The organism is Actinacidiphila oryziradicis, from assembly GCF_005047355.1.
In the GTDB taxonomy this organism is placed as follows: Bacteria; Actinomycetota; Actinomycetes; order Streptomycetales; family Streptomycetaceae; genus Actinacidiphila; species Actinacidiphila oryziradicis.
Genome location: NZ_SUMC01000037.1, coordinates 41,248 through 60,523, shown reverse-complemented (window position 1 = coordinate 60,523; position 19,276 = coordinate 41,248). Strand labels below are relative to the sequence as shown.

Genomic DNA, 19,276 nt, shown 5'->3' with positions numbered 1-19,276 from the left:
GCGCGGGGTTTCCCGGCCGCCCACCCATTGCCCGGGGACGCAAGCTGCCGGCCTCCGGCCGGGTGGATGGGCCGAGGGGGCGGCCGGCGGGATACCCCGCGGTCGGCCTGCGGCGTCCAGCCGTGGGGCACCTCTTGGCCGAAGGCTGGGGGATGCTCATGTCACGGCGACGACACGGGTTCGGGCGCGGCACTCAGACAGCCCCTGAGAAGCGCCGGGCGGGACGGCGCGCGCCGGGGCGGTACCGGTACGTCGTGGGGCCCAGCGGGATTCGTCAGTCGCCCCCTTAACGGGGCTGTGCGGTCCTGAACTCGCACCAGACGACCTTGCCGCCGCCGTGCGGCTCGACGCCCCAGGCGTCGGCGAGCTGGCTGACGAGGAGCAGACCACGGCCGGACACCTCACCGTCGCCTGCTTCGCGGCGGCGGGGCCAGTTGCCGCCGAGGTCGTGCACTTCGACCCGGAGGCGGGCGGTGGCGCCGGGGAGCAGACGGACGTTGAGCACGGCGCCGCCGTCGGTGTGGACGAGGGCGTTGGTGATCAGTTCGTCGGCGGCGAGGACGGTGTCGTCCGCCCGTTCGGGCAGCTCCCAGATGTCCAAGGCCTGGTGGATCATGGTCCGGGCGGTGGCCAGGGCTTTCGGATCGCCGGGGCCGATGTGGTGGCGGAGGCGGCGGGCGGGGGTGGGCGAGCCGTCAAAGTCACGGCGCAGGAGGAGCAGGGCCATGTCGTCGTCGGAGCCCTGGTCGCCCACGGCCTCGCACAGCTGGTCGGCGAGGAGCTGGATGTCGTCCGGGCCGTCGCGGAGCGCGTCGGCGAGCAGTTTGAGGCCGTCGTCGAGGTCGGCGCCGGGGCGTTCGACGAGCCCGTCGCTGAACATCAGCAACATCTCGCCGGGCCCGATCTCGGTCGTGGTGACGGGGAAGCCGGCGTCGTCCAGGCGGCCCGCGAGTCCGAGCGGCAGCCCGCCGGCGACGGCCGGTTGCGAGCAGGTGCCGTCGGCGTGGCGGAGCATGGGGCTGATGTGGCCGGCCCGGACTATGGCGGTGGCACCCGTGGCGGGGTCGATCTGGGCGTAGAGGCAGGTCGCGAAGCGGTCGGTGTCGAGTTCGGTGAGAAAGGCGGAGGCGCGGGCCATGACGGTGGCGGGCGGGTGGCCCTCTGCGGCATAGGCCCGCAGGGCTATCCGGAGTTGCCCCATGACGGCGGCAGCGTGGGTGTCATGGCCCTGCACATCGCCGATGACGGCGGCAACCCGGCCGCCGGGCAGCGCCACGACGTCGTACCAGTCGCCGCCGACGTCGCGGGCGAGGCGGGCGGAGCGGTAGCGGACGGCTATCCGGGTGCCGGGGACCTCGGGGATGCTGCGCGGCAGCATGGCGGTCTGGAGCCCCTGCGCGATGTCGTGCTCCTGATCGAAGAGCATGGCTCGCTGCAGGCTCTGGGCGATGCTGCCGCTCAATGCGATGAGGAGGTCGCGCTCCTGGACGGCGAAGGAGTGCTTGTTGCGGTAGAGAAGGCCGAGAGCACCGATCGGCCGTCCCTGGGCGATCAGCGGCAGGTAGGCGGCGGCGGACGCGTCCAGGGGCTCCAGGAAGGGCCATATCTTGGGGTAGCGGCGGGCGAAGGCCTCCTTCGAGGTGATGAAGCGGGGCTCCTGCGTGCGGACGACCTCGCTCATGGGGAAGTTGTCGTCGATCCGGGTGTACTGCAGCTCCGGTACAAAACTGTCGGACTTTCCCTCGGCGACGACGTGGACCCGGCCCCCCTCGACCAGACCGAGGAAGAGACTGACGATGCCCAGGCGGCTCACCCGGCGGCTGTCGATCAGGGCGGCGGTCACGTCCCGTACGGTGACGGCCTCGGCGAGGGAGGCGGTGACCTCCATGACGAGATCGCTCTGCCGGGGGCGCTCCTCGTCCTCGCGGAGGCACGCGGCGGCCCGGTCGAGATCGTCGGTGGCGTCGTTGACGATGCCGATGACCCGGCAGGGGCTGCCGGTGGCATCGCGGATGATCCGGCCGCGGGCGTGGATCCAGCTGAGGATGCCGTCGTGGCGGGTGAGGCGGAAGTGGACGCTCCAGGAGGCGTGGCCGTTCCCCAGAGCCTGGGCGACCTCCCGTCTGAGACGATCGGCCTCGGTCGGCGCCAGCCGGGACAGCAGATTGCGCGGATCCCCGTCGTGGTCCGCGGGGGCCAGGCCGAGGACACGCAGGCCGGGCGGGTCGAGGTGCACCCTTCCCCGGTCGAGGTCCCAGTCGAAGCCCCCCAAGTTGTTGAGGTCCAGGTACGCGGCGGCCGGTGCGGGCCACGCGCCGAGCACATGCTCGGTAACGGTCCATTCCTCCTGATAAGCCATGCCGCTCTCCGGTCTACCCCACAAAGGGACATTCTGCACCCGCCGGAATCTGCCGCATCGCAGAGAGCAACAAGACGGGCCGTGCCTGTCGTACCGCGAAGGGTACGACAGGCACGGCCCGTGCGCGGGGCTACCGGCTCAGCCCGAGGCCGGCGGTGCGTACTTGTAACCCACACGACGCACAGTGACAATACTGCCGCGGTGATCGGGGCCCAGCTTGCGGCGCAAACGGGCGATGTGCACGTCCACGGTGCGGCCGTCGCCGACGTGTCCGTAGCCCCACACCGTGGTCACCAGCTGGTCGCGGGTGTGCACCCGGTGCGGGTGGGCGACCAGGTGGGACAGGAGCTCGAACTCCAGGTAGGTGAGGTCGAGGGAGCGGCCAAACACCTGCGCGATACGGCGCTCACTGTCGATACGGACGGAGATGGCCGGATCCGCCGGGGGCGGAGCGGCCACCGTGGCAGGCACCCTGTCGGCGGGGACGAGGACGAGATAGCCGACCATTGGGGTCTGGCCGGCCACGTCGGGCATCACATGCCCCGGAGCCGGCAGCCAGGTCGCGCCGGGCGGCAGGAAGTCGGGGACGGGTGGTACTTCGTCGGGCCGGACGGCACGCAGCCGCTGGCGGCCTTGCGGGGGTACGGGCAGAGTCTGGGTCGTTGGCATGGAGTCTCGGCTCTTTCGCGCGAAGGGTCGGATGACGACGAGGTGCGCGGGACCGGGATGCTGACAGAGGCGGCCGGGATCGGCAGGTCAGCGGATGACGCGGGTCCGCGCGGAAGTCGCGCGGCAACACTCACGGTCGAACTGATTCTCCTGCCGAGACGGCCAGAACGGCTCCAGGTCGCTGCGCCCTGCGCTGCGAGCTGTCGCGGTGTCAATGAAGCTGGCCATGGGACCCATTGAACCAGAAATCGCGCCGCGAGCGGCAGAGGGTCGCCGAAGTGGGGTTTCCGGTCCGCTGTGGAGCCACTCGTGTCGTCGGCGTTCGGCGCTCTCTGCTCGGGCAGCGCGACCTTCCGGCGCGGCAGGCGGCCTCGCCCGTTGCCGGCGCCGGGCGCCGGGCGCCGGGCGCCGGTGGCTGGCAGCACTTCGCCGGGGGCCTCGCCGCGGCGCCCTGGCCAGCGCCTTCGCCGCCGAGCCGGCCACGCGCGACGGCTGCGGCACGGCCCGGCTGCCCCCTCGGCCCGGAGCCGTTGGACGAGGCCACTGGACCCGTCGTCGGACGGCCTCGGGAAGCCGAGCCCGTCCGACGCCTGAGAGCGGGCAGGCCCCAGACGCCGTCAGCGGATCGGCAAGCCGGAGATCGTGCGGGCGATGACCAGGCGCTGGATCTCGCTGGTGCCCTCGAAAATGGTGTAGATGGCGCTGTCGCGGTGCATCCGCTCGACCGGGTACTCGCGGGTGTAGCCGTTGCCGCCGAGGATCTGCATGGCGGAGGCGGTGACCCATTTCGCGGTCTCGCCGGCGTAGAGCTTGGACATCGAGCCCTCGGCAGCGGTGAAGGGGCGGCCGGCGGCGGCCATCCAGGAGGCGCGCCAGACCAGCAGCCGGGCGGCGTCGATGCGCGTGCGCATGTCGGCGAGGGCGAAGGCGATGCCCTGGTTGTCGATGATGGGGCGGCCGAACTGGACGCGGGTCTTGGCGTATTCCAGGGCGACCTCGTAGGCCGCGCGGGCGATACCGACGGCTTGGGCGCCGACAGCGGGGCGGGACGCCTCGAAGGTGGCCATGGCGGCGTTCTTGGAGCGCTCGCCGCCGGCCTTCTGCTTCTCACGGGCGCGGGCGAGGCGGTCGTCGAGCTTCTCCTTGCCGCCGAGGAGGCAGGAGCCGGGTATCGTCACGTCCTCGAGGACGACCTCGGCGGTGTGGGAGGCCCGGATACCGTGCTTCTTGAACTTCTGGCCCTGGGAGAGACCCTTGGTGGCCGGGGGGATGACAAAGGAGGCCTGCCCCCGGGAGCCGAGCGCCGGGTCGACGACAGCGACAACGACATGGACATTGGCTATGCCGCCGTTGGTCGCCCAGGTCTTGGTGCCGTTGAGCACCCACTCGTCCTTGGCCTCGTCGTAGACGGCGCGGGTGCGCATCGCGGATACGTCGGACCCGGCGTCCGGCTCCGAAGAGCAGAAGGCGGCGACCTTCACGTCGTCGGCCGTGCCGAACATCTGCGGGACCCAGGTGCCGATCTGCTCCTCGGTGCCGTTGGCGAGGACGCCGACCGCGGCGAGGGTGGTGCCGACGATGGACAGGCCGATGCCGGCGTCGCCCCAGAAGAGTTCCTCCATGGCGACCGGGATGCCGAGTCCGGTGGGATCGAAGAACGCCTGGGCGTAGAAGTCCATCGAATACAGGCCGATCTTGGCGGCTTCCTGGATCACCGGCCAGGGGGTCTCCTCGCGTTCGTCCCACTCCGCGGCGGCCGGGCGCATCACGTCGGCCGCGAAGCCGTGGATCCAGTCGCGCAAGGCCTTCTGGTCCTCGTTGAGTTCGAGCGTGAAGTCGCCCATCGATCCCCTCCACGTACCTGTTACTAGCGGTAACAACAGTCTGTTACCCGCCGGTAAGCGATGTCAACCCGGGTCCGGCGGACCTGACTGCGGCGCACGGGGTGTTACGTTGCGCAGGCGTGATGCGATTCGAACGGGCGGGGAGGCTCGGGTGGACACCAGCCAGCGGCACGGCCGCCGGACGGCTACGGAGCAACGACGGAGGGAGCTCTTGGAGGCCGCCGACCGCGTTGTCATGCGGGACGGCCCAGAAGCCTCCATGAACGCCATCGCCGCCGAGGCGGGCATCACCAAGCCCATTCTCTACCGGCACTTCGGCGACAAGGGAGGCCTCTACCGGGCGCTGGCCAAGCGGCACACCGACGCCCTGATCGCCATGCTACGGGCCGCGCTGGACTCCCCCAACCAGCGCCGTGAGCGGGTCGAGGCCACCCTGCACGCCTACCTCGCCGCGATCGAGACGAATCCGCAGATGTACCGCTTCCTGATGCACCCGGGCGAGAGCGTCCCGGACGACGAGAAGGGGTTCGGCGCCGGCCAGCACTCGGCCCCCCTGTTGCGCCGGATGGGCGAGGAACTGGCCGAGTGGATCTCCGAGCGCCTCGACCTGGGTCCGGACAGCCGGCAGATGGCCCTGGTCTGGGGGCACGGCATCGTCGGCATGATGCACGCGGCGGGCGACTGGTGGCTGGGCGAACGCCCCTGCTCCCGCGACGAGTTGGTACGCCAGCTCGCCGACCTGCTGTGGGGCCGGCTGGCCGCCGCCGCCGACCTGCCGGGCGGCCCGGGGCTGTAGCCGGACAGACCCTGGGCCCGGGCAGGACCTAGGTCGCCCAGGGCGCCCGCCGGGCGGCGCGCAGTGCCCGGCGGCGGCGCAGGCCCGTGAGCCGGTCGGTGAACAGCGTGCCCTCCAAGTGGTCGTACTCGTGCTGCAGGCAGCGGGCGAAGAACCCGGTGCCCTCGATCCTTACCGGCGCACCCTGGAGGTCCGTGCCCTCCATCACCGTTTCGTCGAAGCGGGTGGTCCCGGCATTGATGCCCGGCAGCGACAGACAGCCCTCGGGGCCGGTGACCGTGATGCCGTCGGCCCGGATGAGGCGGGGGTTGACGATGTGACCGAGGTTGCGCCGGTCATCGTCGTCGGGGCAGTCGTAGACGAAGACCCGCAGCGGCACGCCGATCTGGTTGGCGGAGAGACCGACACCGCCGGCGGCGTACATGGTGGCGTACAGGTCCTCGACCAGGCGCGCGAGGCCGGTGTCGAAGGTGGTGATCTCGCGGCAGGTCGCTCCAAGTGCCGGGTCGCCCAGCAGCCGCATCGGGCGGACGGTTCCGGTGCTGCCGGGGATGGTGCCGTTTCGCATGCGGGCCAGCGTAAGGGCACCCGGCTATTGCGGGGTGGGGTTCTGAGACCCGTCGCGGACGGGGACGGGGGACTTGCCGCCGGTCGTCCCGGGGGCGGCGCGTGCGGGGGCGGCGCGCGGAGTCGATAGGCTGATCCGCGGACGGCCCGCGGGGCACGCGCGGGAGCGGACACTAGGAGGTTGTGGAGACGATGGCAGGCAACTCGGAGCCGCTGTCGCCGCGGGCCAAACTGGCCGTGACGGCGGGCAGGGCCGCGGCAGCGGTGTCGCGCGCGGCGGGCCGCGGCAGCGGATCGGTGATCGGCGGCCGGGTGGCCCTCAAACTCGACCCTGACCTGCTGGCCCGGCTGGCCACACACCTCGACGTCGTGCTGGTATCGGCGACCAATGGAAAGACCACCACCACCCGTCTGCTCGCCGAGGCCCTGCGGGCAGGCGGCCCCGTCGTCTCCAACGCGCTGGGCGCCAACATGCCGGCCGGCATCACCTCTGCGCTGGCCGGCGGCTCCGACGCCCGCTACGGCGTCATCGAGGTCGACGAGAAGTACCTGGCCGGCGTCGCCCGGGACGTCACCCCGAAGGCGATCGCCCTGCTGAACCTCTCCCGCGACCAGCTCGACCGGGCGGCGGAGACCCGGATGCTCGCCGAGAAGTGGCGCGAGGGCCTCGCCGGCACCGAGGCGGTCGTCATCGCCAATGCCGACGACCCGCTGATCACCTGGGCGGCGTCGTCCTGCCCCACCGTGGTGTGGGTGGCGGCCGGCCAGGAGTGGAAGGACGACGCCTGGTCGTGCCCCTCCTGCGGCGGCGTCCTGCAGCGCCCCTCGGACGACTGGTTCTGCGGCGAGTGCGGCTTCCGGCGGCCCGTTCCCACCTGGGCCCTGTCCGGCGACTACGTCATCGATCCCTATGGCGCCGCCTGGCCGATCCACCTCCAGCTGCCGGGCCGGGCGAACAAGTCCAACGCCGCCGTCTCCGCCGCGGCGGCGGCCGTCTTCGGCATCGACCCCAAGGTCGCCCTGGAGCGGATGTACAAGGTACAGGCCGTCGCCGGCCGCTATGACGTGGTCACTTACCTCGGCCGCGAACTGCGGCTGCTGCTGGCCAAGAACCCGGCCGGGTGGCTGGAGACCTTCTCCCTCATCGACGCCCCGCCCGCCCCGGTCCTGCTGTCGGTGAACGCGCGTGGCGCCGACGGCACCGACACCTCCTGGCTGTGGGACGTCGACTACACCCGGCTCGCCGGCCACCCGATCTTCGTCATCGGCGACCGCAAGCTCGACCTCGCGGTGCGTCTGGAGGTCGCGGGACTGCAGTTCCGGGTCTGCGCCGACATCGACGAGGCGGTGCGGGCGGCCCCGGCCGGGCGGATCGAGACGATCGCCAACTACACCGCGTTCCAGGACCTGCGCCGCCGGGTCGGCAACTGACCAGCCCGCCGGACGGCCAAAGGCTAAGGAGAGAGAGCATGAGCGAGTCCAGCCTGCGCCTGGTGTGGGTCTACCCCGACCTGCTGAGCACCTACGGCGACCAGGGCAACGCCCTGGTGGTGGAGCGCCGCGCAAAGCAGCGCCGGGTCCCCGTCACCCGGACCGACGTACGGTCCGATCAGCCGGTGCCCACCTCCGGCGACATCTACCTCATCGGCGGTGGCGAGGACCGTCCGCAGCGGCTGGCCGCCGAGCGGCTGCGCCGGGACGGCGGGCTGGCCCGGGCAGTCGGGAACGGCGCCATCGTCTTCTCGGTCTGCGCCGGCTACCAGATTCTCGGTCACGAGTTCGTCAACGACCTCGGGCAGCCCGAGCCGGGCCTCGGCCTGCTCGACGTGGTCAGCGTGCGCGGCGAGGGCGAGCGCTGCGTCGGCGACGTACTGGCCGACATCGACCCGCGGCTCGGCCTGCCGCCGCTCACCGGCTTCGAGAACCACCAGGGCATCACCCACCTCGGCCCCTCCGCGCGGCCCTTCGCGACCACGCGTTACGGCAATGGCAACGGCACTGGCGACGGCACCGAGGGCGCTTACAACGACACCGTCTTCGGCACCTACATGCACGGCCCGGTGATGGCCCGCAACCCCCTCATCGCCGACATGCTGATCAAGCTTGCGCTGGATGTGAAGGCCCTGCCGCCGGTCGACGACCAGTGGTACGAGGCGCTGCGCACCGAGCGGATCGCGGCGGCGAGCCAGCCCGCGTAAGAGGCGCGCGGCCATTAAGAGGCCGCGCGAATAGGTGGGGCGGAGGAAGGTGGGGGCACCTCCCGGCCGAAGGCTGGGGGCGAGGCGACGCGATGGGGGTGCCCCCTGCTCGAGCGGAGCCGAGAGCTTGGTGGGGGCACCTCCCGGACGGAGTCTGGGGGAGAGTCGTCGACCGACACCGACGGCAACACTTCCAGGCGCCCCCGCCGACGGAGTCGGCTGATGTCACAGCTCGGCACGCGACGCCGCCCCACCTATTCGCGCGGCCTCTTAAGGCCCCGGGCACCTGATGTTCACTCGCGCGCACCTGTCCGTAGTGCGGGCGGCCCCGCGCCGCCCGCACCCGGCTCGGTATCGTGAGAAATGCGGCGTCGCGCCGCGGTCCAGCCGGACAACGGGGTCCGGTCCTCCGGTTGAGCTGCGGGAGTTACGAAAGCAATGCGTATTGGTGTACTGACGAGCGGCGGCGACTGCCCCGGCCTGAACGCTGTCATCCGGTCCGTTGTGCACCGCGCCGTCGTCGATCACCGCGACGAGGTCATAGGATTCCACGACGGTTGGAAGGGCCTGCTCGAGTGCGACTACCGCAAGCTGGACCTGGACGCCGTGAGCGGCATCCTGGCCCGTGGCGGCACCATCCTCGGCTCTTCGCGGGTCCGGCCCGAGCAACTGCGTGACGGCGTCGAGCGCGCCAAGGGCCATGTGGCCGACCTCGGCCTGGAGGCGATCATTCCGATCGGCGGCGAGGGCACGCTCAAGGCGGCGCGGCTGCTTTCCGACAGCGGGCTGCCGATCGTCGGCGTACCGAAGACCATCGACAACGACATCTCCTCCACCGATGTCACCTTCGGCTTCGACACCGCCGTGATGGTGGCGACCGAGGCGCTGGACCGGCTGAAGACCACGGCCGAGTCCCACCAACGAGTGCTCATCGTCGAGGTGATGGGCCGCCACACCGGCTGGATCGCGCTGCACTCCGGCATGGCGGCCGGCGCCCACGCGATCGTGGTTCCGGAGCGCCCGTTCGACATCGGCGAGCTCGCCCAGCGGGTCGGCGAGCGCTTCGAGGCGGGGAAGAAGTTCGCGATCGTCGTGGTCTCCGAGGGGGCCAAGCCGCGCGCGGGCTCCATGGAGTTCGCCAGCGGCGGCAAGGACATCTACGGGCACGAGCGCTTCGCCGGGGTCGCCAACCAACTCGCCGTCGAGCTGGAGGAGCGGCTGGGCAAGGAGGCCCGCCCGGTGATCCTCGGCCATGTGCAGCGCGGCGGCACCCCGACCGCGTACGACCGGGTGCTGGCCACCCGCTTCGGATGGCACGCGGTGGAGGCCGTGCACAACGGGGACTTCGGCATGATGACCGCGCTGCGCGGCACGGACATCCAGCTGGTGCCGCTCGCCGAGGCGGTCGACCACCTCAAGACGGTGCCCGCCGAGCGGTACACCGAGGCGGAGTGCGTGCTCTGACGCCGGCTGCTCGGCCGACGGCGGGCCGGGGGCCGGTGCGTCCGCTGTCGGCCGCCGCCCGGTGGGCGGGCGGCGTGCCGCAGGGCCCCGGCGCGGGCGGCGAGCGGGGGCGGCTCTAGGCTGGTGCGGGCGGACCGGTCGAATCGGCACAATGCCGGACTTCGGGCGGCGGCCACCGCGGGCGCGTATCAGGAGAGTGACGGATGGACCACGGCGGACACGGCATGCACATGAACACGGACCTGCCGCCGTTCACTCTCGGGCGGGGGCTGGAGTTCAGCGCGGATCCGTTCTTCTTCGTCGGCTGCCTGCTGGCCCTTGCCCTGTACGGGTACGGGGTGGTCCGGCTGCGGCGGCGCGGCGACCGCTGGCCGGTGGGCCGCACGATCGCCTTCGTCTGCGGGGTGCTGACGGTGGGCGTCGCGATGTGCACCGCGCTGAACGACTACGGCATGGTGATGTTCAGCGTGCACATGGTGCAACACATGATAATCAGCATGGTCTCCCCGATCCTCCTGCTGCTGGGCGCGCCGGTCACCCTCGCGCTGCGCGCGCTGCCGACGGCAGCGCGAGGACACAAGGGCCCGCGCGAGCTGCTGGCGGCCTTCCTGCACAGCCGTTATATGCGGGTGATCACGCATCCGGCGTTTACGATCCCGCTCTTCATCGCGAGCCTGTACGGGCTGTACTTCTCTCCGTTGTTCGACTTCCTGATGGGCAGCCGGGCCGGGCACATCGCGATGATGGTTCATTTCCTGGCGGTCGGCCTGGTGTTCTTCTGGCCGATCATGGGCGTGGACCCAGGGCCGCACCGGCCGGGATATGTGATGCGCATGCTGGAGTTGTTCGCGGGCATGCCGTTCCACGCGTTCTTCGGAATCGCTCTGATGATGGCGAGCGAGCCCATGGTGACGACCTTCCTGCACCCGCCGGCGTCGCTGGGCATCGATCCGCTGGGCGACCAGGTCGCGGCCGGCGGGATCGCCTGGGCGTTCAGCGAGATCCCGTCGGTCATCGTGCTGGTGGCGCTACTGTTCCAGTGGTACACCTCCGAGCAACGCCAGACGCGGCGCCAGGACCGTGCGGCGGATCGGGACGGGGACGCGGAACTGACCGCCTACAACGACTACCTGGCATCGTTGCAGGGGCGCAGCCGCGGCTGAGGGGACGGAGGCCCGGATGGGCGGCGCGGTGCGGATATCGGGGGCTGCGCTACAGCTGCCGGGCGGGGTGACGGTGCGCTTCATGCGTACGCTGCGGCTGCCGGAGACCGGCACACATCCGTTGCCACCGGGGCTGGGCGCGTTCCCGCTGCGGGCGGTGGCGGACTATCCGGACCGGGCACCCGCCGAGTGGATGACGCGCGGCGGCGTGTTCCTGCCGGTGTACCAGCGGGAGGCGATGTGGCTGAGCTTCTCGGCCGCGGCCCCCGCGGCGCTGCAGGTCGGGGTGGGCAAGGTGTGCGCGGTGTCCGGGCGGCCGTGGAGCGACCAGCTCTCGCAGGATCCGCAGAACTACGTGGTACTCCCCCGCCAGCCATGGCTGGACGGCATCAATTCCGGTTCCGGGACGATCCGGCAGTTCGTCGCGGTGCCGCTGGGACTCGGGGCGACCGTGGAGGGCCAGTTCTCCGGCGAGGAGGTCTGGGGCGGGGTGCAGTTACAGGTCTTCGAGCTGGGCGAGGGGCCGCTGGTGGCATGGCGGGCCGAGCAGGCGCGGCGCAGCGTGTCCTCGCGCGGGCCGTGGGGGGTCGCGGCCGAGGAGGCCGCGCACGGCGGTGCGGTGCCGATGGTTGCGCCGGCGGGAGGGCCGCCGCGGGCGCCCGCGGCGGCGATGGGGCTGGGTGCCGGTGGCCGGATGCGGCAGGAGGTGTACCGGGACGAGCGCGGGCCCGGCGACTGGCGTGAGCGCTCGTCGGGCCGGGTTTTCGTGCATCTGGCGACAGCTCCGCAGTGGCGGCAGATCACCGGCGAGGGGCCGCCGCCGTCCCCGGTGGACCGGGCCGCGTACACCCAGGCGGGACTGCCGTGGTTCGACTACTACGACGCCGACGCGGAGGATCTGCCGGCGGCGGGGCCGCTGGCGGACGTCCGTCCCGTCGGCGACCGGCTCGGCGAGGACCAGCAGCCGTGGACGCAACCGCAGCCCGGCCAGGTCTCGAACCCGGGCAGGGACAAGGGACAGGTGACGGACGGCGAGTGGTAGCGCGCGGGCGGCGCCCGGGGGACTATGGAGTCCGGGCTGCCGCAGGCCGCCGGGGAAGAGGGCGCGAATGCCGACATCCGCGAAGACGATGACGGTGTGCACCGTCGCGTGCCTGGTGGTGATCAGCGCGTACTCGGTTGCGCTGGGCGCGAACGGCTGGCTGTGGTTCGCCTGGGTGGTATTGGGCCTGGCGACGGTGGGCGTGTTCGCGACCGGTGGGCAGCGTTGACGGCTGCGGGCCGCGCCGACCGTACGTTATGCGCCTCCCGGCGCGGCCAGGCCTGGCTCGGCTATGCGGCGGGCCAGAACGGTCGCCGTCGCCGCGCTGTCGCTGTCCGTGTGCCTCGCAGGCACAGGCGCCACCGCCTGTCAGCTCACCCCGGTCAGGCCACCGGCTTCACCATGGGCCTGGTGATGACGCCGTTCTTCGATATCGCGGTCGCCGGAGTCCGCGGCCTCGGGGCCGGCTCGGCTTCCGGTCTTCTCGAATACCGTGCAGCGGCCGGGCGGTTCGGGCGGCGCCTTCGCTGTGGCGTTCCTCGTGCGTTCCTGATGCCGTTGCGGGTGAGGCCGCAGGGGGTCAGTGTCCCCGCGTGCCTGCCCTTTCCGGCGTGGCGGCGCCCTCCACTGGGGACGGGGGGAGGCTCGCGGGCCGCGCGTCCTCTCCCTTCGCGGTGACTTCCGCACTACGGTTTCGGAAGTCACCGGGAGCATAGGGGGACCTGCCGTGTTTTACCGACTGCTGAAGTACGTGATCCTCGGGCCGCTGCTGCGGCTGCTGTTCCGGCCCGCGATCGAAGGGATGGAGCACATCCCGGCCGAGGGCGCGGCGATCGTCGCGGGCAATCATCTGTCGTTCTCCGACCACTTCCTGATGCCGGCGATCCTGCCCCGCCGGATCACCTTCCTCGCCAAGCAGGAGTACTTCACCGGTCCCGGACTCAGGGGGCGGCTGATCGCGGCGTTCTTCCGGAGCGCGGGGCAGATCCCGGTGGACCGCTCCGGGGGGAGCGCCGGACAGGCCGCGATCAGGGAAGGGCTCGGGGTACTGAGCAGGGGGGAGCTGCTGGGTATCTACCCGGAGGGCACCCGCTCGCCCGACGGCCGGCTCTACAAGGGGCGCGTCGGGGTCGCGGTAATGGCGCTGAAGGCGCAAGTGCCGGTCATTCCCTGCGCGATGGTGGGAACGTTCGAGATCCAGCCGCCGGGGAGGAGGCTGCCGCGGATCGGGCGGGTGACGATCCGGTTCGGTGAGCCGCTGGAGTTCTCGCGGTTCGCCGGGATGGACAGCGAGCGGTATGTGGTGCGTTCTGCCACCGACGAGATCATGTACGCGATCCTGGCGATGTCGGGACAGGAGTATGTGGACCAGTACGCCTCGGACGTCAAAGCCGAGCTGCAGCCGCACGGGGTCAGGGCGCGGCTGCGCAAGGGCCGGTAGGTCGGTCGGCGGGCCGGTCGGGCCGAGTCGGTCAGCCGTTGAAGAGTTTGGCCACCTTCTGGAACAGCTCGTACAAGCCGTAGGCGAGGGGGGCGGCGACCCATAGCCAGGCCAGCAGTATCAGCGGGCGGCGGTCCTTCGCGGGCGCGGCGGTGTCGGGGGCGGGGGACGGGGCGGGGCCGCTCATGCCTTGCCTCCTTCGGTGACGGTGACGCCGACCGCGGGCTGGGCGGCGACGGACGGCTCGTGGTATCGGGCGTTCACGGGGCGGATCAGCTCGTTCGCCACGAAGCCGACGAGCAGCAGGCCCACCATGATGTACACGGAGACGGTGTAGAGGTCGGGCCCGGTGTGGCCGGCCGACTTCTGGGCGTCGGCGATGGCATTGACGATCAGCGGTCCGAGGACGCCCGCTGTCGACCAGGCGGTGAGCAGACGGCCGTGGATGGCACCGACCTGGTAGGTGCCGAAGAGATCCTTCAGGTAGGCGGGGATGGTGGCGAAGCCGCCTCCGTAGAAGGAGAGAATGAGCATGGTGCAGATGATGAAGAGCGGTTTGGAGGCGTTCCCCGCGAGGCCGATGACCAGGTAGGACAGGGCTCCGGCGCCGAGGTAGATCCGGTATATGTTCTTACGGCCGATGACGTCTGAGGTGCTGGACCAGATGAACCGGCCGGCCATGTTGGCGAGGGAGAGCATCGCGACGAAGCCGACGGCCGCGCCGGCGCCGACGGCTTGCGAGGTGCCGGTGAAGAAGTCCGTCACCATGGGGGCGGCCTTCTCCAGGATGCCGATGCCGGCGGTCACGTTGCAGCAGAGCAGCACCCACAGACACCAGAACTGCGGGGTGCGGATGGCGTTGCGGGCAGAGACGTTGGCGGCGCTGACCAGCCGGAGCGTGGCGGTGGGGGCCGTCCAGCCCTTGGGGGTCCAGCCGTCGGGCGGCACGCGGACCAGGAGGACGCCGAGTGACATGAAGGCGGCGTAGACCAGCCCGTGGACAAGGAAGGCCTCGGCGATTCCGCCGTTTCCGCTGCCGAAGGAGGACAGCATCTGGCCGGACCAGGGGGAGGCGATGAGGGCGCCGCCGCCGAAGCCCATGATGGCGATTCCGGTGGCCATGCCAGGCCTGTCGGGGAACCACTTCATGAGGGTCGAGACCGGTGAGATGTAGCCGATGCCGAGTCCGATGCCGCCGACGAATCCATAGCCGAGGACGACCAGCCAGTACTGGCGGGTGGCGGCGCCGAGGGAGGCGATCAGGAAGCCGGAGGAGAAACAGACCAGCGAGACGGCCATCGCCCAGCGGGGGCCGTTCCGCTCGACGAGTGTGCCGCCGAAGGCGGCGGAGAGCCCGAGCATGACGATGCCGAGCTGGAAGGGGAGGGCACTGAGGGTGCCGGAAAGGTGGAGCGAGGACTCCAGCGGGGGCTTGAAGACGCTCCAGGCGTAGGCCTGGCCGATGGCGAGGTGGATGGAGAGCGCGGCAGGCGGGACCAGCCAGCGACTCCAGCCCGGGGGTGCAACGGTCCTGGAACGGTGCAGGACCTGGGGGACGCCCCATGAACTCATCTGTGCCTCCGCGTTAATGTGCCCGGCATGCGGAAGCAGTATTCCGCCATCGCCGCGCGGGAGTCGAGAGGCGTCACAGTATTTGTTGAATGCCCGACGAATCCTCAGCTTCGGAGCAACGGCGGTCAAACGCGGCGCGGTTGCGCTGCCGGCTGATCAGCGCAGGGCGAACTCCTCTGGCCGCGGGCGCCCCACTCGCCATAGCGTCCCGGGTATGAGGGGAACAGCTTTTGTGATCGGGGCGACGGGGCAGATCGGCCGGGCAGCGGTACGCGCGCTCGCGAAGGACGGTTGGGAGGTGCGGGCGGCTTCACGCGGGGGTGGCGCCGACAGTGAGTGGCCTGAGGGGGTGCGGAGCGTCGCCGTGGACCGCGAGGACACCGCGGCGCTGGCGGCGGCGCTCGGGGACGGCACCGACGTGCTGCTGGACTGCGTCGCGTACGGACAGGAACACGCGCGGCAGCTGACCGGGTTGGCGGAACGGATCGGATCGGCCGTGGTGATCTCCAGCTGCGCGGTGTACGAGGACGACCAGGGCCGTGGCTTCGACACCCAGGAGGAACCGGACGGCTTCCCCCATTACCCTGTCCCGATTCCGGAGACGTACCGCACCGTGGAGCCCGGCGAGCTCAGCTACGGCACGAAGAAGGTCGCCCTGGAGCAGGAGTTGCTCGCGGCGGGCGACCGGCTGCCGGCGACGCTGCTGCGGGCCGGGGCGATCCATGGCCGGTACAGCCCGATGCTGCGTGAGCTGTACTTCATCAAGCGGGCACTGGACAAGCGGCCGGTGCGGGTCCTCGCCTACAACGGGGAGAGCCTCTTCAGCCCGGCGCACACCTCGAACATCGCCGAGCTGGTGCGGCTCGCGGCACACCGGCCGGGCTCCCGGGTACTCAACGCCGTGGATCCGCGTACCCCGACGGTGGCGGAGATCGGGGCGGCGATCGACGCGGTGCTGGGGTATTCGTGCGAGACGGTGCTCGTGGACGGTCCCCCGCCCGCGGAGAATGTCGGGGCTTCGCCGTGGTCCGTACCGCGGCCGGCGGTGTCCGACATGTCCGCGGCGGAGCGGGAGCTGGGCTACCGCGCGGTGACGACCTACGAGGACTCGCTGCCGGAGACCATCGGCTGGACCCTGGACGCCCTGCGTGAGCGCGACTGGCGCGAGGTGTTCCCTCGGATGGCCACGCTCTACGGCAGCATCTTCGACTACGCGGCCGAGGACCGCTGGCTGGCGGGACGCTGAATTCCTGACCCCGCCGTCCCGCCTCAGGCCGCCCCGGCGGGATACCGGCGGGGCGGCGTAGGCGGGACCAGCGCGGGCCGGGCGCCAGCCAGCCATGTCCGGCGGACCCTGGCACCTGCGGCGCTCTCCCCTCCCCGCCCCTTCCCGAAACCGGGGCTCCGGCCCAGGCCCCGTTTCCAGCGTGGGCCCGGACACGGACACCCGGGCGGAGGCGCCGGACGCCGCGCGGGGCCGCGGCAGGCGTTAGCTCGCGGTGCGGCGAAGCCGGCCTTCGTAGCGCTGCTCGAGCTCCAGGTTGCCCTCGAAGCCGCCGGGCACATTGGCGGACACGTAGACGGGGGGCCGCTGGCCGGCGGCGATGAGCAGGGCGGCGGCCTCGGCGACAACCATTTGGACCAGCATGACGGCGGTCAGCGTCGAGAGTGCGCAGACGGCGCCGCCGGCGGGGAGGGGGAGGAGTGCGTCGCCGCGTGGGGCGGCGTTGTCGAGGACGACATCGGCGAGGTCGGCGAGTTTGCGGCCGCTGGGGTGGGTGGCGGGGACGGAGTCGGTGTGGGCGAGGGAGGTGATGGCGAGGATGCGGTGGCCGCGCCCCTTGGCGTGGAGCGCCATCTCGACGATGACGCTGTTGACGCCGGAGTTGGAGACGATGACGAAGAGGTCCTCGGGGCGGGGTGCGGCGAGAGCGTAGAGCCGTTCGGCGATGCCCGGGCGCCGTTCGAGCAGGAGGTCGTCAAGTACGGCGGGGTCCTCACCGCCGAAGAGCACCAGGTCCGCGATACTGAGCCGGTTGGTCGGGACGAGCCCGCCGGCGCGGCCGGCGATCTCCATGACGGTGGCCTGGGAGTGGCCGGTGCCGAAGGTCTGGATCACACCGTTGTTGGTGACGCACTCGGCGAACAGTTCGGCGGCGCTTGCCACCTGGGGCTGAGCAGCCCCGGTGATGTTCTGGAGGACGGCCAGGCTCTCACGTGCGAAGCCGCTCGCACTGACGGCGGGATCGTCGGACACGTCACACTCCTTAGGTGGCTTGAACCACCGGATACTTTGCCTCTACCGATTCAATAAACCATAGGCTGGTCGTGAATTTCAATCCTCCACCCTATGGGTGGCTGGTACATTCTGAGTTTGCCGTACGCAGACAACGAAGACCGGGGACACCATGGCACCGACGGACGTCACCACTTTGATCCGGACGGAGCTGCCCCGCCTGGCCGGCTCGCTTCGCAAGGTGGGCGAGCTGATCCTCGCCGATCCGGCCGCCATCGCGCACTGCTCGGCCGCCGAACTGGGCCGCCGCACCGGCACGTCGCAGGCGACGGTGACCCGCTTCTGCCGGGCCATCGGCCTGGACTCGTACCAGCATCTGCTGATCGAGCTGGCCCAGGAGCACGGCCGCGGCGAGTCCTCCAACTGGGGCACCGCCGAGATCGGCCCGGACATCTCCCCCGATGACAGCCTGGAACGCGTCGTCGCAGTTGTCGGCCAGGCAGATCTACGCGCGCTGCAGCAGACGGTCGAGCGGATCGACCTGACGTCACTGGAGCGCGCCGCCCAGGCGGCGACTCGCGCCCGGCGGATCGATGTGTACGGCGTAGGCGGCAGCGGGGCGGTGGCCCTGGAGACCGAGGTCCGGCTGTTCCGGATCGGCTGCACTGTGCGCGCCTGGACCGAAGTGCACGCGGCGGCCACTTCCGCGGCCCTGCTCACGCCCGCCGACTTCGCCATCGGGATCTCCCACTCCGGATCGACGCGGGAAACCATAGAGCCCTTCGAGCTGGCCAAGACGCGCGGCGCCACCACCCTGGCGATCACCGCCGACCCCCGCTCGCCGCTTGCCCGCGCGGCGGACATCCGGCTCATCTCCTCGTCCGCCGAGACCAGTTTCCGCACCGGCAGCATCAGTGCCCGGCACTCCGTACTCGTGCTGATCGACTGCCTGTACGTGCGCGTCGCCCAACTGTCGTACGCGCGAGCGAGCGCCTCCCTGGCGCTCACCGACCACATCACGCCCCAGCACGCCGTCAAGGCCCGGCGCGGCCACTGAAGCGGTACGCCCATTCACTCGGCGCGCTCCAAGTCTGCATGTTTGAGCCACTAAAATTCGCGCCAAGTGGTTGTTTGAGCCCAACGCATGCGCGTCACATCGGTTCTGCTGGTCGATCTCGCCCACCTCCCCGGCCACCAGGCCCGGCGAAACGCCACCGGTCCGGGGTGCAGCCCCGGCGAAACGTTCCCGGAGCCACTGTTCGCCGGAGGGAGGGCCCGCCCGGGAGAGAGCGGTGTCCATATGCATCCGACAAGATGCATATGGAGGGGATACATCTCCTGGGATTGGTACAGGGATGGAAGAATGCCGGTATGAACCTGACCGACCTGCGCCAACTCGGCAAGCGGCTTGTGGCTGAGACGGAAGCCGCCATGACCGAGACCGCGGGATTTGACCTCAAGCCGACCGAAGTGACCGTGCTGACGGCGCTGTTCGCGAACGGGAAGCTGTCCATCGGCGACATCGCGAAGCACGCCGGCTTCGCCCAGAGTCGTGTCTCCACCGCTGTGGCGTCCTTGTGCAGACGCGGGTACACGGACATAGAGCGGGACGCTACGGACGGACGGAAGACCATGGTGGTTCTCGGCGCCCGGGCCGAGGAGGTGGCGGTTGAGGCCAGGCAGCAGGAGGCGCTGCCCTTGGTCGCCACACTGTTCCCGGAGTCCTCCGCGGATCAGGCGGAGCAGACCATGCGGCAACTGGAGTGTCTGCGCAAGGCTCTGGACGCCAGAGCGGCCGGTAGGCGGCAGAGCGCTCCCGTGGAATCCGCGTCCTGACACGTCTGTGAGCCGGTGAAGTCGCAGTCTACGGCGACCGCAACAAGCGCGGACCTTCCAGCCCCTCCTCCAGGAGGGGCTCGCGGATT

General features: G+C 70.9%; 18 protein-coding genes. 11 read left to right on the top strand and 7 right to left on the bottom strand.

What is annotated here, in order from left to right; translation table 11 throughout:
- Positions 1–286 precede the first annotated feature (286 nt).
- The 3 genes from FCI23_RS31245 to FCI23_RS31235 form a co-directional block, all read right to left on the bottom strand.
- Positions 287–2,359, bottom strand: a complete 2,073-nt coding sequence (locus FCI23_RS31245) for a SpoIIE family protein phosphatase (RefSeq protein WP_136727323.1) — start codon at positions 2,357–2,359, stop codon at positions 287–289.
- 138 nt (positions 2,360–2,497) lie between these two features.
- Entirely contained in the window at positions 2,498–3,028 is a 531-nt protein-coding gene (locus FCI23_RS31240; RefSeq protein ID WP_136727321.1) for a winged helix-turn-helix domain-containing protein, read from the bottom strand.
- Between the two features lie 617 nt (positions 3,029–3,645).
- Positions 3,646–4,872, bottom strand: coding sequence for an acyl-CoA dehydrogenase family protein (locus FCI23_RS31235; protein ID WP_136727320.1), 1,227 nt, complete (start codon positions 4,870–4,872; stop codon positions 3,646–3,648).
- 151 nt (positions 4,873–5,023) lie between these two features.
- Between FCI23_RS31235 and FCI23_RS31230 the strand changes: the two genes are divergently transcribed.
- Complete coding sequence (locus FCI23_RS31230) at positions 5,024–5,668, top strand: TetR family transcriptional regulator (RefSeq protein ID WP_136727319.1); 645 nt, start codon at positions 5,024–5,026, stop codon at positions 5,666–5,668.
- Between the two features lie 28 nt (positions 5,669–5,696).
- Here the strand turns inward: FCI23_RS31230 and def are convergent, their stop codons facing one another.
- A complete protein-coding gene (def, locus tag FCI23_RS31225) occupies positions 5,697–6,236 on the bottom strand; it encodes a peptide deformylase (RefSeq protein WP_136727317.1) in 540 nt (179 codons plus the stop codon).
- A 191-nt stretch (positions 6,237–6,427) separates the two neighbouring features.
- Here def and FCI23_RS31220 point away from each other — a divergent pair, with 191 nt between their 5' ends.
- From FCI23_RS31220 to FCI23_RS31195, 7 genes are all read left to right on the top strand, one after another.
- Positions 6,428–7,666: a Mur ligase family protein gene (locus FCI23_RS31220; protein ID WP_136727316.1), complete on the top strand. Its 1,239-nt coding sequence runs from the start codon at positions 6,428–6,430 to the stop codon at positions 7,664–7,666.
- Positions 7,667–7,704: 38 nt separating this feature from the next.
- Entirely contained in the window at positions 7,705–8,433 is a 729-nt protein-coding gene (locus FCI23_RS31215; protein WP_136727315.1) for a type 1 glutamine amidotransferase, read from the top strand.
- A gap of 438 nt (positions 8,434–8,871) precedes the next feature.
- The gene (locus tag FCI23_RS31210; protein ID WP_136727313.1) at positions 8,872–9,897 is read left to right on the top strand and encodes a 6-phosphofructokinase; all 1,026 of its coding nucleotides are present in this window, start codon (positions 8,872–8,874) and stop codon (positions 9,895–9,897) included.
- A gap of 203 nt (positions 9,898–10,100) precedes the next feature.
- Positions 10,101–11,060 carry a cytochrome c oxidase assembly protein gene (locus FCI23_RS31205; protein WP_136727311.1) on the top strand — a complete coding sequence of 320 codons (960 nt, stop codon included), beginning with the start codon at positions 10,101–10,103 and terminating at the stop codon, positions 11,058–11,060.
- 16 nt (positions 11,061–11,076) lie between these two features.
- Positions 11,077–12,102 (top strand): hypothetical protein, encoded by a 1,026-nt coding sequence (locus FCI23_RS31200; protein ID WP_136727310.1) that lies wholly within the window; start codon positions 11,077–11,079, stop codon positions 12,100–12,102.
- Positions 12,103–12,169: 67 nt separating this feature from the next.
- A complete protein-coding gene (locus FCI23_RS56830; RefSeq protein ID WP_169317012.1) occupies positions 12,170–12,331 on the top strand; it encodes a hypothetical protein in 162 nt (53 codons plus the stop codon).
- Between the two features lie 498 nt (positions 12,332–12,829).
- On the top strand, positions 12,830–13,543 hold the full coding sequence (locus FCI23_RS31195; RefSeq protein WP_136727308.1) for a lysophospholipid acyltransferase family protein: 714 nt from the start codon (positions 12,830–12,832) through the stop codon (positions 13,541–13,543).
- A gap of 31 nt (positions 13,544–13,574) precedes the next feature.
- Here FCI23_RS31195 and FCI23_RS56825 read toward each other — a convergent pair whose 3' ends face one another.
- Entirely contained in the window at positions 13,575–13,730 is a 156-nt protein-coding gene (locus tag FCI23_RS56825) for an MFS transporter small subunit (protein WP_169317011.1), read from the bottom strand.
- A complete protein-coding gene (locus FCI23_RS31190; RefSeq protein ID WP_136727307.1) occupies positions 13,727–15,115 on the bottom strand; it encodes an L-lactate MFS transporter in 1,389 nt (462 codons plus the stop codon). Before FCI23_RS31190 ends, FCI23_RS56825 begins: the two co-directional genes overlap by 4 nt.
- A 214-nt stretch (positions 15,116–15,329) precedes the next feature.
- Here FCI23_RS31190 and FCI23_RS31185 point away from each other — a divergent pair, with 214 nt between their 5' ends.
- A complete protein-coding gene (locus tag FCI23_RS31185; protein ID WP_136727305.1) occupies positions 15,330–16,361 on the top strand; it encodes an NAD-dependent epimerase/dehydratase family protein in 1,032 nt (343 codons plus the stop codon).
- Positions 16,362–16,604: 243 nt separating this feature from the next.
- Here FCI23_RS31185 and FCI23_RS31180 read toward each other — a convergent pair whose 3' ends face one another.
- Positions 16,605–17,372, bottom strand: a complete 768-nt coding sequence (locus FCI23_RS31180) for a sugar isomerase domain-containing protein (protein ID WP_136727303.1) — start codon at positions 17,370–17,372, stop codon at positions 16,605–16,607.
- Between the two features lie 151 nt (positions 17,373–17,523).
- Between FCI23_RS31180 and FCI23_RS31175 the strand changes: the two genes are divergently transcribed.
- Both FCI23_RS31175 and FCI23_RS56820 read left to right on the top strand, forming a co-directional pair.
- Complete coding sequence (locus FCI23_RS31175; protein WP_136727302.1) at positions 17,524–18,408, top strand: MurR/RpiR family transcriptional regulator; 885 nt, start codon at positions 17,524–17,526, stop codon at positions 18,406–18,408.
- A gap of 314 nt (positions 18,409–18,722) precedes the next feature.
- A complete protein-coding gene (locus tag FCI23_RS56820) occupies positions 18,723–19,187 on the top strand; it encodes a MarR family winged helix-turn-helix transcriptional regulator (protein ID WP_169317010.1) in 465 nt (154 codons plus the stop codon).
- Positions 19,188–19,276 lie beyond the last annotated feature (89 nt).

Excerpts from the sequence above, each read along its gene's own strand:
- FCI23_RS31245 (WP_136727323.1), bottom strand. The coding sequence starts at position 2,359 with ATGGCTTATCAGGAGGAATGGACCGTTACCGAGCATGTGCTCGGCGCG.
- FCI23_RS31240 (WP_136727321.1), bottom strand. The coding sequence starts at position 3,028 with ATGCCAACGACCCAGACTCTGCCCGTACCCCCGCAAGGCCGCCAGCGG.
- FCI23_RS31235 (WP_136727320.1), bottom strand. The coding sequence starts at position 4,872 with ATGGGCGACTTCACGCTCGAACTCAACGAGGACCAGAAGGCCTTGCGC.
- def (WP_136727317.1), bottom strand. The coding sequence starts at position 6,236 with ATGCGAAACGGCACCATCCCCGGCAGCACCGGAACCGTCCGCCCGATG.
- FCI23_RS31220 (WP_136727316.1), top strand. The coding sequence starts at position 6,428 with ATGGCAGGCAACTCGGAGCCGCTGTCGCCGCGGGCCAAACTGGCCGTG.
- FCI23_RS31215 (WP_136727315.1), top strand. The coding sequence starts at position 7,705 with ATGAGCGAGTCCAGCCTGCGCCTGGTGTGGGTCTACCCCGACCTGCTG.
- FCI23_RS31210 (WP_136727313.1), top strand. The coding sequence starts at position 8,872 with ATGCGTATTGGTGTACTGACGAGCGGCGGCGACTGCCCCGGCCTGAAC.
- FCI23_RS31205 (WP_136727311.1), top strand. The coding sequence starts at position 10,101 with ATGGACCACGGCGGACACGGCATGCACATGAACACGGACCTGCCGCCG.
- FCI23_RS31200 (WP_136727310.1), top strand. The coding sequence starts at position 11,077 with ATGGGCGGCGCGGTGCGGATATCGGGGGCTGCGCTACAGCTGCCGGGC.
- FCI23_RS56830 (WP_169317012.1), top strand. The coding sequence starts at position 12,170 with ATGCCGACATCCGCGAAGACGATGACGGTGTGCACCGTCGCGTGCCTG.
- FCI23_RS56825 (WP_169317011.1), bottom strand. The coding sequence starts at position 13,730 with ATGAGCGGCCCCGCCCCGTCCCCCGCCCCCGACACCGCCGCGCCCGCG.
- FCI23_RS31190 (WP_136727307.1), bottom strand. The coding sequence starts at position 15,115 with ATGAGTTCATGGGGCGTCCCCCAGGTCCTGCACCGTTCCAGGACCGTT.
- FCI23_RS31185 (WP_136727305.1), top strand. The coding sequence starts at position 15,330 with ATGAGGGGAACAGCTTTTGTGATCGGGGCGACGGGGCAGATCGGCCGG.
- FCI23_RS31175 (WP_136727302.1), top strand. The coding sequence starts at position 17,524 with ATGGCACCGACGGACGTCACCACTTTGATCCGGACGGAGCTGCCCCGC.
- FCI23_RS56820 (WP_169317010.1), top strand. The coding sequence starts at position 18,723 with ATGAACCTGACCGACCTGCGCCAACTCGGCAAGCGGCTTGTGGCTGAG.